The 14,181-nt window shown below is 44.2% G+C and carries 14 protein-coding genes and 2 pseudogenes; 10 read left to right on the top strand and 6 right to left on the bottom strand.

What is annotated here, in order from left to right; genetic code table 11:
• Positions 1-7: 7 nt before the first annotated feature.
• From KHN78_RS20390 to KHN78_RS20365, 6 genes are all read left to right on the top strand, one after another.
• Positions 8-1,693, top strand: a complete 1,686-nt coding sequence (locus KHN78_RS20390) for a TolC family protein (protein ID WP_211918609.1) — start codon at positions 8-10, stop codon at positions 1,691-1,693.
• Positions 1,693-1,896: a DUF1656 domain-containing protein gene (locus KHN78_RS20385; protein WP_128813346.1), complete on the top strand. Its 204-nt coding sequence runs from the start codon at positions 1,693-1,695 to the stop codon at positions 1,894-1,896. The genes KHN78_RS20390 and KHN78_RS20385 overlap by 1 nt, the downstream gene beginning before the upstream one ends.
• A gap of 12 nt (positions 1,897-1,908) precedes the next feature.
• Positions 1,909-2,796 carry an HlyD family secretion protein gene (locus KHN78_RS20380; RefSeq protein WP_211918607.1) on the top strand — a complete coding sequence of 296 codons (888 nt, stop codon included), beginning with the start codon at positions 1,909-1,911 and terminating at the stop codon, positions 2,794-2,796.
• Between the two features lie 14 nt (positions 2,797-2,810).
• Complete coding sequence (locus tag KHN78_RS20375; RefSeq protein WP_211918605.1) at positions 2,811-3,497, top strand: potassium channel family protein; 687 nt, start codon at positions 2,811-2,813, stop codon at positions 3,495-3,497.
• Positions 3,490-4,635 carry an AI-2E family transporter gene (locus KHN78_RS20370; protein WP_211918603.1) on the top strand — a complete coding sequence of 382 codons (1,146 nt, stop codon included), beginning with the start codon at positions 3,490-3,492 and terminating at the stop codon, positions 4,633-4,635. The genes KHN78_RS20375 and KHN78_RS20370 overlap by 8 nt, the downstream gene beginning before the upstream one ends.
• Positions 4,636-4,889: 254 nt before the next feature.
• Entirely contained in the window at positions 4,890-5,561 is a 672-nt protein-coding gene (locus KHN78_RS20365) for a DUF2057 domain-containing protein (protein ID WP_211918601.1), read from the top strand.
• A 185-nt stretch (positions 5,562-5,746) separates the two neighbouring features.
• On the opposite strand, the gene KHN78_RS20360 is transcribed toward KHN78_RS20365, so the two are convergent.
• The gene (locus tag KHN78_RS20360; protein WP_211918599.1) at positions 5,747-6,583 is read right to left on the bottom strand and encodes a DUF481 domain-containing protein; all 837 of its coding nucleotides are present in this window, start codon (positions 6,581-6,583) and stop codon (positions 5,747-5,749) included.
• 267 nt (positions 6,584-6,850) lie between these two features.
• Positions 6,851-7,615 (bottom strand): ferredoxin--NADP reductase, encoded by a 765-nt coding sequence (locus tag KHN78_RS20355; RefSeq protein ID WP_211918596.1) that lies wholly within the window; start codon positions 7,613-7,615, stop codon positions 6,851-6,853.
• Between the two features lie 191 nt (positions 7,616-7,806).
• On the opposite strand from KHN78_RS20355, the gene KHN78_RS20350 reads away from it, so the two are divergent.
• Positions 7,807-8,259 (top strand): acyl-CoA thioesterase, encoded by a 453-nt coding sequence (locus KHN78_RS20350; RefSeq protein WP_211918594.1) that lies wholly within the window; start codon positions 7,807-7,809, stop codon positions 8,257-8,259.
• 175 nt (positions 8,260-8,434) lie between these two features.
• On the opposite strand, the pseudogene KHN78_RS20345 reads toward KHN78_RS20350, so the two are convergent.
• A pseudogene (locus KHN78_RS20345) lies at positions 8,435-8,652 on the bottom strand (VF530 family DNA-binding protein).
• A 133-nt stretch (positions 8,653-8,785) separates the two neighbouring features.
• Between KHN78_RS20345 and KHN78_RS20340 the strand changes: the two are divergent.
• Positions 8,786-9,715: a LysR family transcriptional regulator gene (locus tag KHN78_RS20340; protein ID WP_211918592.1), complete on the top strand. Its 930-nt coding sequence runs from the start codon at positions 8,786-8,788 to the stop codon at positions 9,713-9,715.
• A 69-nt stretch (positions 9,716-9,784) separates the two neighbouring features.
• On the opposite strand, the gene KHN78_RS20335 is transcribed toward KHN78_RS20340, so the two are convergent.
• Both KHN78_RS20335 and KHN78_RS20330 read right to left on the bottom strand, forming a co-directional pair.
• The gene (locus tag KHN78_RS20335) at positions 9,785-10,075 is read right to left on the bottom strand and encodes a putative quinol monooxygenase (protein WP_211918590.1); all 291 of its coding nucleotides are present in this window, start codon (positions 10,073-10,075) and stop codon (positions 9,785-9,787) included.
• Positions 10,076-10,226: 151 nt separating this feature from the next.
• Positions 10,227-11,393: a D-alanyl-D-alanine carboxypeptidase family protein gene (locus KHN78_RS20330; protein WP_211918577.1), complete on the bottom strand. Its 1,167-nt coding sequence runs from the start codon at positions 11,391-11,393 to the stop codon at positions 10,227-10,229.
• 215 nt (positions 11,394-11,608) lie between these two features.
• Here KHN78_RS20330 and KHN78_RS20325 point away from each other — a divergent pair, with 215 nt between their 5' ends.
• The gene (locus tag KHN78_RS20325; protein ID WP_211918575.1) at positions 11,609-12,904 is read left to right on the top strand and encodes an alpha/beta fold hydrolase; all 1,296 of its coding nucleotides are present in this window, start codon (positions 11,609-11,611) and stop codon (positions 12,902-12,904) included.
• Between the two features lie 106 nt (positions 12,905-13,010).
• Here the strand turns inward: KHN78_RS20325 and KHN78_RS20320 are convergent, their stop codons facing one another.
• Positions 13,011-13,499, bottom strand: a complete 489-nt coding sequence (locus tag KHN78_RS20320) for a GNAT family N-acetyltransferase (protein WP_128813363.1) — start codon at positions 13,497-13,499, stop codon at positions 13,011-13,013.
• A 289-nt stretch (positions 13,500-13,788) separates the two neighbouring features.
• On the opposite strand from KHN78_RS20320, the pseudogene KHN78_RS20315 reads away from it, so the two are divergent.
• Positions 13,789-13,992 (top strand): annotated as a pseudogene (locus tag KHN78_RS20315) (fasciclin domain-containing protein); the annotation flags it as partial.
• Between the last annotated feature and the right edge of the window lie 189 nt (positions 13,993-14,181).

Raw genomic sequence — 14,181 nt, 5'->3', positions numbered from 1 at the left:
TGAGGGAATGATGCTTCTAAAACTAACTAAACCAAGCCTCGCCATACTCTCTGTACTCGGATTGAGTGCGTGTACGACTTTGGGTCCGGATTACGTCCATCCAGAGCAAACCGCCTTACCAAGTGATTGGTCGGTAGAAAAAGCGGCGCAAGACACGCAACAATCCGATCAAAAACTGCAGCAGTGGTGGCAGCAGTTCAACGACCCCACACTGAACCAACTGGTAGAGATGGCGAGCCAACAAAACCTCGATCTTGAAGCGGCAGGTTTGCGCATCCTACAAGCACGTTCGCTATTGGGAATTTCAACTGGATTGCAATATCCACAAGTGCAAACCGTATCGGGCAATGTGGCTCGAGCTTATGTGAACGACCAAGGTGTCAATAACGCTGCGCTGTCGTTTGATGCGGGTTGGGAAATGGACATCTGGGGCAAATATGCACGCGGCATTGAATCAGCCGAAGCGGGCTACTACGCATCCATCGCGTCTTATCACGATATCATGGTCACCATTACGGCTGAAGTCGCTCGTAATTACATCAACTACCGTACGTTCCAAGAACGCATCTTGTTGTCTCGACGAAATATCGAAATTCAAGAGCGCGTAGTCCGTATTACTCAGGTACAGTTTGATTCCGGCAATGTGACCGAGCTTGATGTTCAACAAGCCAAGAATCAGCTATTCAACACCAAGGCCGCACAGCCCGCCTTAGAAATTGCGATGAAGCAGTCCCGAACGGCGTTAGCGCTATTGCTGGGTGTATTGCCACAAGAAGTTGAAGCCTTATTAAAATCGGATGGTTTTAATCAACAGCTCATCGCTTATGAACAGCAATTTAAATCGACGGGAAGAAAACCCGCATTATCTGGCCAGGACGAACGCTCCATCGTACCTCGCCCGCCGTTCGTAGATAACAAGGTCGATGCAAACTTAGTGATGCGACGCCCTGATCTACAAGTATCAGAAATGCAAGCGCGAGCGCAAAGTGCTCAAATTGGTGTTGCAGAGACCGCGCTTTACCCTAGTTTTTCTCTCTTTGGCTCCATTGGCATAAACAGCACTGTGCCAGATGGCAGCAGCTTTAGCTTCAGTGATTCACTAACCATGGTTATTGGGCCAAGCTTTAGCTGGAACATTTTTCAATACGGTCGAGTGAAGAACAACATTCGCTTCGAAGATGCCCGCTTTCAAGAAACGCTCACCAACTACAACAAGAAAGTGCTACAAGCCGTTAACGAAGTAACCAATGCACTCGAGGCTTATGACCTTTACTTGGAACAAAAAACGCTGCGTCTTCAATCCGTAAACTCGTCAATTCGCGCATTCAATATCTCCATGACCCAGTACGAAAACGGTCAAATATCCTTTGAGCGACTGTTGAACTCCGTCGAAAAGATGACTCGCGCTGAAGACAGCTACGCCACCATCAAAGGTAACGTCGCGAACCAAGTGGTCGCCCTCTACAAAGCACTTGGTGGCGGTTGGGAAACCCAAACGGGTAAACCTTTCTTATCAGAAACCGTGGCTAAACAGATGCAAGACCGCAGTGATTGGAATGGTTTGTTAGACGAAGAAGAACGATTTCTGCCACCACTTCTTCTTGAGCAACCATCAGACAAAGCACAAGGGGACACTACCGAGCAAATAAGTTCCGAGCAAAACAGTGCCGGACAAGATGGGGAGGTGCAGTAATGCCACACGAACTCTCTTGGGGCGATGTTTACTTTTCACCGCTGCTCTTGGTGCTGATTCTAGCGGTCACCGCTACATGGATAACGGTGATCATTATGAACAAGACGCGTTTGTCTCGTTTTATCGCGTTTCCGTCTCTGACATTCATTGCCATCATGGTTTTCTACGTGGTGGCCATCGATAATTTTTATATTCCGTTTTAGGTGCCCAACAAGATGAAAAAACTACTCGTTATTGCACTCAATCTTGTCATTCTTGGTGGCGCGGCGTGGTTCGGCTATCAGAAGTTTGAAGAGTATTTTAATAACCCATGGACCCGCGATGGTCAGGTACGTGCGAACGTTATCAAGGTCGCTCCTCGTGTTTCCGGCCCAATTGTTCACGTTGCGATTCAAGACAACCAAGAAGTAAAAAAAGGCGATCTGCTGTTCGAAATCGACCCAACCACTTATCAAGTCGCTCTTTCGCAGGCCGAGGTGGCATTAGAAAAAGCCGTAGTCAGCTCTCGCGGTAAAAAGATTGAATACGATCGATTAAAAGATATTCGAGCAAAAGACAAAGGAGCTGTCTCGCACAAAGATCTTATCCGCCGTGAAATCACTTATCAAGAATCACTTCTTCAAATTAAGTCCGCGGAAGAGCAACTCAAGTCTGCCCAATTGAACCTTGGTTTTACCAAAGTCTATGCTTCTGTTGACGGTTTTGTTTCCAACCTAGATATCCGAGACGGTACTCAAGCTGTTGCCAACCAACCATTAGTGGCATTGATCGACAAACACAGCTTTTGGGTCTTTGGTTTCTTCCGTGAAAACCAATTGGCACAAATTGCTCCGGGTAGCGATGCGCGCGTGACCTTAATGTCACACCCAGATACGCCAATCGATGCAACAGTGGACTCTATTGGTTGGGGTATCGCCCCCAAAGACGGCACCGTAGGTTACAACCTCCTACCGAACGTAAACCCAGTATTCCAATGGATACGCTTGGCACAGCGTATTCCTGTTCGCGTGTCATTAGAGGAACTACCAGAGGGGGTGCACCTTAGATTCGGCCTTTCGGCATCGATCATGGTGATGCAAGACAACTCATCCGAGAACGAATAGATACGGAATTAATCATGGTAATAGGAAAAAAACTCAAAAAAATCAATGAAGAAAATAATTTCTTCTATTTGACACTCGCACTCATCGGGTTGCTAATTGGTGGCGCTTTTGTCCAAGTAGTTGGCGAGGGGGCCATGGAGCACCTTTTGCAAGGCTTTACGATTCTTACTTTCATCGTTTGTATGGCAAGCCTGCGTTTTGACAAAAACTGGTCACGATTTCTTTATAGCTTACTTGGGACTTGGATCGCCGTCATTGTGATCAAGACCATTCTCAATATCAAAGAGATGGACGTGGTAATGCTGGCCCTCACGTTTGCCTTTTTCTTCGGCACGTTTAAATCTATTGCAAGACAAATTCTCTTCACTGGCCACATCAACACCAACAAGGTAATTGGTTCCGTTGCGCTTTTCTTGTTGCTTGGACTTATGTGGGCCATTGCCTATCTCATTCTACTGGAGTTTTCTCCAAACTCTTTTACTGGAATGGAGGCTATTTCTTGGGGACAGAACTTCTCCAATGCCGCGTATTTTAGTTTCGTCACCCTAACCACACTTGGTTATGGCGACATCAGCCCAGTGACGCCTTTAGCGCAGGTCATCGTGTATCTAGAGGCCATTGTAGGTGTGTTTTATATGGCGATTGTTGTTTCAAGTCTCGTCAGTTCCAACATTGAACATCAGGAAAATAAAAATGGATAAACAATCGGTAAAAATCGAAAGTAAGATTTTCATCAGTAACATGGTGGAATCCGCCATACGTATCGGCTTGATATTAATCTTGCTGATGTTTACGTATGACATCATCAAACCATTCATTCTTCCCGTTATTTGGGGGGCCATTATTGCCGTCGCATTGATGCCACTGTGTAAAAAACTCGAGAAAGTATACGGTGGCAAACGTGGTCTTGCTGCAACAACCATTGCCATTTTAGGTATCGCGCTTCTAGTGACACCATTGGTGATGGTATCGGGTTCCATTGTTGATGGTGCGACGCATGCTCTAGAGGTTTTACAAAACGGCGAAATCAAAATCCCTGGGCCAAGTCCATCGGTCGCAGATTGGCCACTTGTCGGTGACAAACTGTATGAAGTGTGGACGCTCTTTGCTACTAACTTAGAAAAAGCCATTCAAACCTTTATGCCACAAATCAAAGCAGGCCTCACCTCTTTGCTTGGCATGGTTGGGGGAGCTTTAGGTAGCTTACTCTTGTCTATTCTTTCTCTTGCGATCGCAGCAGGCTTTATGACGTATTCAGAGTCTATCGCCTCGGGTTTAAAAACCGTCGCAGTACGCACTGCGGGTGACAATGCAAAAAGTTGGACAACGCTCATCGCCGCAACAATTAAGAGCGTTCTCCTAGGTGTGGTAGGTGTAGCTGCAATTCAAGCCTTACTGATTGGTGCAGGCTTTTTCATCTTTGGTGTACCAGCAGCAGGGCTACTCACTCTGATTTTATTGATTCTTTGTATTGCGCAGCTTCCTGCATTACTTGCTGTGTTACCCGTCATTGGCTACATGTATATGACCAATGACACCACGACAGCAACTATGTTTACTGTTTGGGTGGTGGTTGCAGCGCTGTCCGAGAACTTATTTAAACCAATGTTAATGGGCCGTGGCGTCGACGTGCCGATGCCTATTATTTTGCTTGGTGCCATTGGTGGTATGTTGTTCTATGGTATTGTCGGTTTATTCTTGGGTGCGGTGATTCTAGCGATTTGGTATGAACTGTTCGTTTGGTGGATCAGCATCGAGAAAGCACAACAGCAAGAAAAAGCGCAGGTAGAGCACGCGGAGGAGTCACAAACAGATTCTGGTCACGGCGCAGGAATCTAAGCCTATTTTTTGTCGACCTTAAACTCTATTTGTCTTATACAAGCGTTATTTTAAGCAAACCGCTGCATTCGTAGCGGTTTCAACTTATTAGGTCCTCTAAGAGTACTTGGGATTAGTTCACACTTTTTCTGATAGTAACCATCTAAATATGACGTTCTTGTTAATTTTTCATACTTCTTACATTCGAGAGTTGCAATCAAGCACTTAACGATGCACTCTCTTTGACCACTACTACAGTGCTTAGGATAAAAACAATGAAATTGATCAAGCCTTTAACTTGTGCACTCGCTCTTGCAATGAGTGGCATGGCGTTTGCCGATGTAACGGTGACGGTTCCTGACGACGTTTCGATTTTGGCTGCAAATGGTGAGAAAGTGAAACTCTCTGGTAGCTTCTTCGCTTCGGAAAAATCACTAACTCTACCTGATGGCGTCAATCAGGTGGTCTTCCGCTATTCTCCATTTTTCAGTCAAGGTAACGACCGTATTAACGTTGAAAGTGACGTAATCGTGACTCGATTCAATGCAGAAGATGCCGCGCTTACTTTTGAATTGCCTAAATACCGTGATCTTCGCGAAGCAGAAGCAAAAATCAAAGATATGAACTGGAAACTGATTGATGAATCTGGCAACGCTATTGCCGTTGAACAAGACAAATTGATCAAGCCAGGTATGCAGATCGGCCGAGACTACATTCGTGAAGTAGAAGATTACAACCGCGCGGGTGGTGCGGCTGCAATTGGTATCGCAAGTGCTGTTGCCGTTCAACCTGTCACGCTTCCAGCTAAAATTCCTACGGACATGAAGCAAACTAAACCTGCAACCATGAAAGCAGACTCAACCGCAGAAGAGATGCTACACTTTTGGTATCAAAAAGCTGACGCTGAAACGAAAGCTCGCTTTAAAGAATACATTAGCCAGCAGTAAGCTTAAGCTCGTGACAAGCTTATGTTCGTGACAGACTTTCGTTTGAGGTTAACCTCTGTTCACAAGGAATGTCATCGCGCTTTCAACGTTAGCCTGTTTACCTCGTTCTGTTTTCTTAGGCTTATATAAAACTTCGGTTAATGTAAAGACTCGTTCATAAAGCCACCATCTGTGTGGCTTTTTGATTAGAACTGATACGCTAACGTCAGCATTGGGCCATAAAATCGATAGGTCACATCCAATGAAGAACGATCGCTTTCGTAATCCACGCCCACTTCATAGTAATTGAACGAGCCAGCCATACTGAATTGCTCTGTGAACAGATACTTTGCGCCAATATCCATCTCTAATAAATAGCCATCGATATCATCAATGGAAAGATAAAAAACTTGAGCGTGACTTTTAATAATCCAATCTGGCGTCAGTGCGTATTCAGCTCGAATGCCGATATCTGGCAATGGAGCCGTCACATCATTAATAACCGCGTCATCCACAAACATTACGGGAAACTCATCGACACCGCTCGCTTTCGCTCCTAGCTTGCCCTCTAACCCTAAAGATAGCCACATCACATGTAGCCCTGCCAATACATCAACCGCCCATTTCTCGCTCGTATAAAACTGGTAGCCGTACCCTACACGCGCGATGTCGATATCTAAATCCGTAGTGAGCTTAGAACCCGCTTGGACCGCATACGTCACACCATCATTCGTAATTTCAAATGGCTTTGTGACCGTTGTTCTCGTCGCTTCTCGATGCAGACTACGCCAATCCGCATAGAGGCTATGCTTTTGGTTAAAGTAATACTCTAACTCGATATACGGCAACACGGTAAACTCTTTTAAATCCAAATCAGATTCAAAATCAATGGTACGGATCTTATCAAGGTAGGGATCATAAGCGTTCAATTTGGTGTCTGTACGAGAAAAAAATCCGCCTACTTCAATTTCCCATTCGCCGGCAAAAGTAGAACATGAAAATACAACTGCAAGACACGTCATCCAATGAGATTTATTCATCATCCTTAATCCTAAACTATTGAATTTATGACTTAAGAAAGTGTATCTATTGTAATGACATAAGGAAATGGAAACGGATCGCAACTCTTGCAGAAACCGCATGAATATCGACATCAAAGCCGAAGCAAGCCTAATTACGACTTGTGTAAATTGCTACTTATGTGAAGTGTTGCTTGTATGAATAAAACACGGTGTGAATGGAAGAAAAGCCTAACGCATAACGTCAAAGCTTTCCTCCCCCACTTCAGAAACACAACTGGCTGATACCGATTACCAATATCGCTCATAAATGATGTTCCCACCGGTTCGTGCTCGGTACTTTTCCAACCCAAGTTGCTGAAGAACTGGTGAGGTGTCTTTGATCATGTCTGGATTCCCACACATCATGACAAAGCTGCTGTCTTTGGAAAAGGGCAAACCAGCGCGATCCACTAACTCTCCTGAAGAAATTAACGCTGGAATGCGTCCATTCAATTTCCCGGTTAAGGTTTCACGACTCACAATAGGCAAATAACGTAAACGCCCCTCATAACGGTTTTGAAGCTGTTCAATCAAATATTGATACACTAGGTCTTTTTCATATCGAACCCCGTGCGCCAACACAATATGGTCACTATGTGGAAGTAAATTGATGTCGTCTAATAGAGAAAGGAATGGACCGATACCCGTACCAGTTGAGAGCAACCACAGATCATTGGCTTGTTTGGGAATGGTATCGTGAGTCAAGTCGCCGTGTGCACTTTGGCCTACATAAACCGTATCACCGGTATTGAGTTTTTGTAGTTTTGGCGTCAGTTGACCTTGTGGATTTGCCACAATCAAAAACTCTAGCCAGCCAAATTGTTCACTTGGCGCATTAACAACAGAGTAAGCACGACTAATGGTTGTACCATCATCATCTAGCAAGGCAAGCTTGGTAAATTGTCCGGCTTTAAACGAGAGTGGCGCGCCTGAAAGCCGCAAACTAAATAACTCCCCCGTCCAATCCACTCGCTTTTCAACTCTAGCAAGATTGAAACCTTTCAGTTCTGTCATCGACATCTCCTTTTGGTTGCGATGACTTAAACCTACGCCTCACTAACCATTATGTAAAGTTTTATGCTTACAAAATCACACCTGCACACATTTCACAAATAAATCACAACCTCATTACATTTAAAATATTTCGGACTAGAATAAATACTCGACATGAGAAGTGGATTCCGAAATAAAAGAGGGACTAAACAGTGGATACATTATTAAGAGACTTCCCGGTCATTACCGAGATTAACGTTGCTTGGGGAGAAATGGATGCGCTGCAACACGTGAACAACGCGGTGTACTTTCGTTATTTCGAAACCGCAAGATTAGAGTACTTCAAAAAAATTAATCTATTAGTTGATATACAAACCTCACACATAGGCCCCGTTCTCAGTGAAACACAATGCCGCTATAAACTACCGGTTACATTCCCAGATGCACTTTTGATCGGCTCCCGTGTAATCGATATGCAGGAAGATCGTATTACGATGGAGTATCAGTTGCTCAGTAAAAAATGGGGTAAAATTGTAACGATTGCGACAGCAACTGGCGTAATGTTTGATTTTAAGAACAATGTGAAAGCCGCAATTCCTGACCACGTTCGCCAGTCGATTTTAGACTTGGAAAACACCGTGGGCAGTACGCATCATTTGGAATAGAAAAGAGACGGGAAGCGAGAGATTAGAATCGAGATTCCCGACTGTGCTCTTTCGTCGCTATCGGGAATGACGCAGAGGAATTCTTCCAACCTACACAATGAGAAAAGTTGTATCATTCCGGACGAGCCTAAGCCAGCCATCCGGAATCTCTCTTTTAGACGTGCACAAAATTCAATTAGCAGAACGTCTCGATGTAGAGCGCTTCAACTTTGTCTCGTGCCCATTGAGTTTTGCGCAAAACTTTAATGATGATTTGATAGATGGATCTTTTTGAAAACAGTTAACACGAACGCGTTCATGCATTCCGTTCCACCCAAAGTGTTCTACTAAACGGGTAAGGATTTTCTCTAAACTCAACCCATGCAGTGGATTGTTCGGTTGGTCGTTGCTCATGATTTTGATCCGGTAGTTAAATTAATGGCGGCTAATCTAACTCAAACTGCTGGTGTAACCTAATGTTTTAGCCTTGAACTTCCTCTCTTATCTCCCCTATAGTAGCTCAAATTTCCTAAAAACCCTTTTCATCATGAAAGCGCTCAATGATCTGAATATATTTGTCGAAACCGCACGCCAAGGCAGTTTTTCTAAAGCCGCAAACAGTATGGATATGACGCCCGCAGCCATCAGTGCGTCAATTAAACGCCTTGAAAGTCAAATTGGGTTTCCGCTGTTTGTTCGCTCCACACGCAGTCTCCGATTAACATCGGAGGGCGAGCTCTTTTTAGACAAAACCACTCAAGCGCTTGCTATGCTCCAAGAAGGGTTAGACCAAATCTCAAGTGCGCGAGGCGAGCTCTCTGGTCAGTTGCACATCACAGCCCCATCAGACTTTGGGCGTAATATGTTGCTTGATTGGGTCGATGAATTCATCAATATCTACCCTAACGTGACGATCAAACTTGAGCTTTCTGACAGCCTCACCGATATGTATACCCAGCCAGTCGATATTGCGATTCGCTACGGAGAGCCGGCCGACTCTAACCTTGTCATCTTAGCTCTATGTGGCGCAAATGAGCGTATCTTATGCGCCTCACCCGATTACGTCGCGGAACGTCCACCACTATCTAGACCTGACGATCTCAACCAACACAACTGCTTGTGTTACATGGTGGCGGATTCGGCATACAACAAATGGACGCTAACTCGTGACGGGGAAACTGAGCAAGTCGTCGTAAGTGGTAACCTGTTAAGTAATGACAGTGACTTGTCACACCGCTTAGCAATCAAAGGAAAAGGAATTGCCAACAAGTCATTGATGGACATCAGCCAGGACTTAATTGACGGTAGGCTTGTGCGAGTTTTGCCTGAATGGGATTGCGGCCCTGTACCTCTTTATATGGTATGTGCCGACCGCCGCCTGTTAACACCCACTATTCGCACTTTTCGAGAATTCATTCATGACAAGTGTTGCCAGCAGAGAGAAAAAGTACTGAAAACATTCCACTCAAAAGGCTAACCATTTGAAATGGCTAGCCCTTAAAAAACGATTTAACTATAGTTTTTCAAAACTACGTCATTAACAGCGCTAACCGACAAACGTCATTGGGCGAATATGAGAATATTCGACCCAATCATTTTCTTCTAATGCCGAGATAAAATGAACGATATGTGGGCTTTGTAAGTGTTTCTCCAGTGCCTCTTGAGATGCCCAAATTTCTTGAAACATGAACAAGCCTTCGATTTGTTCATCCAAGAACAACTCATACTGGCAGCACCCCTCTTCTTCACGTGTTGGCTCTAATAAAGCTGTCAATAAAGCCGTCACTTGCTCAATGTTATTTGGGTACGCTTTAATTTCTGCAACTAAATGGATCATCGCTCACTCTCTATCTACAAGGTTTTGGTATCACAACAATTTAAACCCTCAGGAGATAGAGAAAAATCGCCCTTAGTTAAAAACATCTTCAAAATAAATTTGAAAATAGAGATTAAAACTTTTTGCGTTGATGCTCGTCTTGTAAATTAGCCTAAAGCAAAGACTTCACCCAAAGCACTAAACTGTCCCATAGTTTTCCAATCCACGAACCCTCTGCTACCGCTTGATTACTCACCAAAGGGTAACTTGCTACGGTTTTGTCATCGTGCTTCCATACGACTTTACCGACCACTTGCCCTTTCTCGATAGGAGCAATTATCGGCTCATTAACCACTATGGTTTTATCTAGCCCAGCACTGAGTGAACGTGGTAACGTTAAATACGCATCTTCTGCAAACCCCAACTCAATCTCACTCACATCGCCTTTCCAGACTTTAACGGTTGATTCCACCTCCCCCTGTGTCGCAACTTGTTTAGTATCATAAAAACGGAAGCCATAACTCAGTAGATTCTTAGATTGGCTGATACGAGAGCGCTTACTTGGCGTGCCCATCACCACCGAAATCAGCCGCATTTGGCCCTCTTTAGCAGAACTGACTAAGCTATAACCTGCGTTGCTGGTGTACCCCGTTTTCCCACCATCGACATCAATTGAATTGTCCCACAAAAGTTTATTGCGGTTGTACTGGGTGATCTTATTCCATTTAAACACTTTCTCACTGTATATGGCGTAGACATCTGGTACATCATTGATGATCGATTGCATCAGTACCGCCATGTCCGTTGGGGACGTTTGAATGCCATCACTGTCTAGCCCATGTGAGTTCACAAAATAGGTATCTTGCAAATTCAGCTTTTCTGCCCAACCATTCATCAAGGCAACAAAGGCACTTTCACTCCCAGCGACATGTTCAGCGAGCGCAACACACGCATCATTGCCTGACTGTACAATGACACCACGCATTAAGTTCGAAATGGTAATTTCATCTTTTGGTTGGATAAACATTTTTGAAGAGTCTGGAAACTTCGCTGACCATGCATTCTCGCTAATTGTGACGGTATCTTCCCAACCCAATCGCCCCGATTTAATCTCTTGTCCCACCACATAAGCGGTCATTAACTTGGTCAAGCTTGCTGGGGCTAAACCCATCCGTGCATTTTGTTCGGCAATAATGGCTCCGGACTGAAAATCCATCAACACGTAACCTTTGGCTTGTAACTGCGGCGGGTTGGGAGTGACAACAGCGAACACCACCGGTGCGCTAATCGCCTGAAGCAACAAACAAGCGAGCGTGATTCGAATTAGAGATGGTTTCATTAAGCATCCTCCATGGTCAACGACCGCCAAATGTTTTGTTTCCGTCGGGATAAACTAAATCGTACTTTGGTAGCAATATCCAAGCTTTGCTTATCAGATCATAGTTCACTCAGTGCATATACCCAAGTAACCTGTTGCCGTCCAATCACTTGGGTATATTTCTAAAGCATAATCCGATATCGTTACGCGACAAATCACAAGGAAAGACAATAACAATGAACGCTCAATCATTTATCGACGCTGGATTGCATTACACTCCCCATACTTTCACGGTTCCGCTTGACTACCAAGATGCCAGTAAAGGCACACTTGAGGTTTTCGCTCGCTCGGTTTGTCTGGTGGGAGAGCTAGAATCGAACAAGCCTTGGCTTGTGTATTTTCAAGGTGGGCCAGGATTTCCGTCACCTCGCCCAAATGGCAATAATGGTTGGATCAAACGTGCACTCAATGAATACCGCGTGTTGCTGCTCGACCAACGCGGTACTGGCAACAGCAACGTAGTGAATCATCAAACGTTAGCGAATCTAACGCCAGAGCAACAGGCCGACTACTTAAGCTATTTCCGCGCAGACAACATTGTGCGTGATGCCGAGTTTATTCGTACACAATTTGGCGTTGAGAAATGGGCAATTTTGGGTCAAAGCTTTGGTGGGTTCTGCTCATTAACGTATTTATCACTGTTTCCAAATAGTCTACTGCAAAGTTATATCACCGGCGGTGTTCCATCGATCTCTCGTCATGCTGATGATGTTTACCAAGCCACATTCAAACGCACGATGGAAAAAAACCAAGCCTTCTTCCAACAGTTTCCACAAGCTCAACAGTTATGCCAAAACATTGCGAATCACTTGTTAGAAAATGAAGAATATTTGCCTAATGGACAACGTTTCACCGTTGAGCAGTTCCAACAGATTGGGATTAATTTTGGCGTCAGTGATACGTTCTTACCAACCTACTACTGGTTAGAAAGCGCCTTAATTGAAGTGAGCGGCAAGCCTCAACTTCGTCATGAGTTTTTAAATGACATGCTGGCGCAACAAAACTTCCAGACCAACCCGATCTACGCCATCTTGCATGAATCGATTTACTGTCAGGGTTTTGCTTCTAACTGGAGCGCACATCGAGTCCGTCAGACGCACACGGCATTTAATTATGAACAAGGTAAGCCATTCTACTTTACTGGTGAAATGGTCTTCCCGTGGATGTTCGACCAATATGTAAATCTTAAACCGCTCAAAGCAGCGGCAGAGCTATTAGCAGAAAAATCCGATTGGATGCCACTTTATGATGCTAAGCAACTAGCAAATAACAAAGTACCTGTGAGTTGCGCTGTCTATGCAGATGACATGTTTGTAGAAATGGACATCAGCCGCGAAACACTCGCCGCAATGCCCAACGCGAAAGCATGGATCACCAATGAATACGAGCACAATGGTCTTCGTGCTGATGGTGAACGTATTCTCGATAAACTGATTGAAATGGGTAAACAAACCGCCGTCACGTTGCAATAAATGCTCAACTGTCCGCAAGTAGAAACATAAAATGCCTTTTCAATGGTTGCGTCTCAAATAAGAAAGCGACTGGCTGATAAGGCATTTTTTTGTTTTTAGTGAAACATCAATCTTTCACTTGCTTTATCATCGCCTTAGTGACGACTCGATAACCCATTTTATGATAGAAATCTTCACCCTCATGATTAAATGAAGCGACGGTCAATCCAATCTCTTCAATATCTTGGCTACACAACTCGCTTTCTATTTTATCCATCAACGACAAGCCAATGCCTAAGTTGCGATGACTTTCAGAAACCACAAGCTCATTGATAAAGCCGATTCGCTTTTCAGGTGAAATGATCGAGCCAACATCACGAACAATACCAGAGATAAAGCCAACGACTTGGCGATTAGAGCACGCAATATAGGCGATCATTGTGCCATCGAAATATTTATCAAACACACTGCGTTCTTCGCGGATTTTTACCATGTCCTGCGGAGAACGGTAATGGTTTGGCTCCGCTTCATAATGAGAGGTATCAAGCTCGACTAACAGTTTTTCTAATAGAGGAACATCCTCTTCTCGTAGTCGTCTAATGTGAAATTGCTGCATGATGGTCTATTCCTTTACCAACGCTCCTCAGCGAAATAACGCTGCAATGTAACATCGGGGCATTACTGCACTGTGTTAAAAACGAATGTTAAACGCGCAACAAAGTACGAATTTCAAACAGTTATGTCGAGGCAATTCCCCTTATTCCTTAAAGTTTTTGTTGATAATTTGAACGCCAACAACGTTTAAGCCTCTACCAGCAAACCTATTTCTAACGACTTATTACTAACAACTCATTGCTAATTACCAACCCACTACCAACTAACAACGCGCTACTAGCTACAACTAACTACCACAGCATGTTGTTCCAGGAAAAGTGATGGCACAGGATGTCGTAAAATTAGACAAAGCAACGACGGTCAACGGTCAAGATGTGTTAATAACAACAAAAGATGACAAAGTCTTGGTTAACAATGCGACTGTCACTGCTGTCGATGTAAAAGCCAAAAATGGCGTCATTCATGTGATTGATACTGTTTTAATGCCGAAATAATCATTTGAAGTTGAAATATCAATTTAAAGCTGAAATATCAATTTAAAGTCGAAACATCGTTCAATTTCGACAAACAATGGACTAAAGGAGGGGGGAGTCATTCCGCCCGCTTTGACTATGGATAACCTTAAATTTTCAAATCACTCATCCTCCCACACTTGTTGCACTCACCGACTTTCATTTCGTTAA

This window comes from Vibrio sp. B1REV9 (assembly GCF_905175395.2).
Taxonomy (GTDB): domain Bacteria; phylum Pseudomonadota; class Gammaproteobacteria; order Enterobacterales; family Vibrionaceae; genus Vibrio; species Vibrio alfacsensis.
The sequence above is the reverse complement of the archived record's forward strand: the minus strand, read 5'-3'. Positions and strand labels throughout refer to the sequence as shown.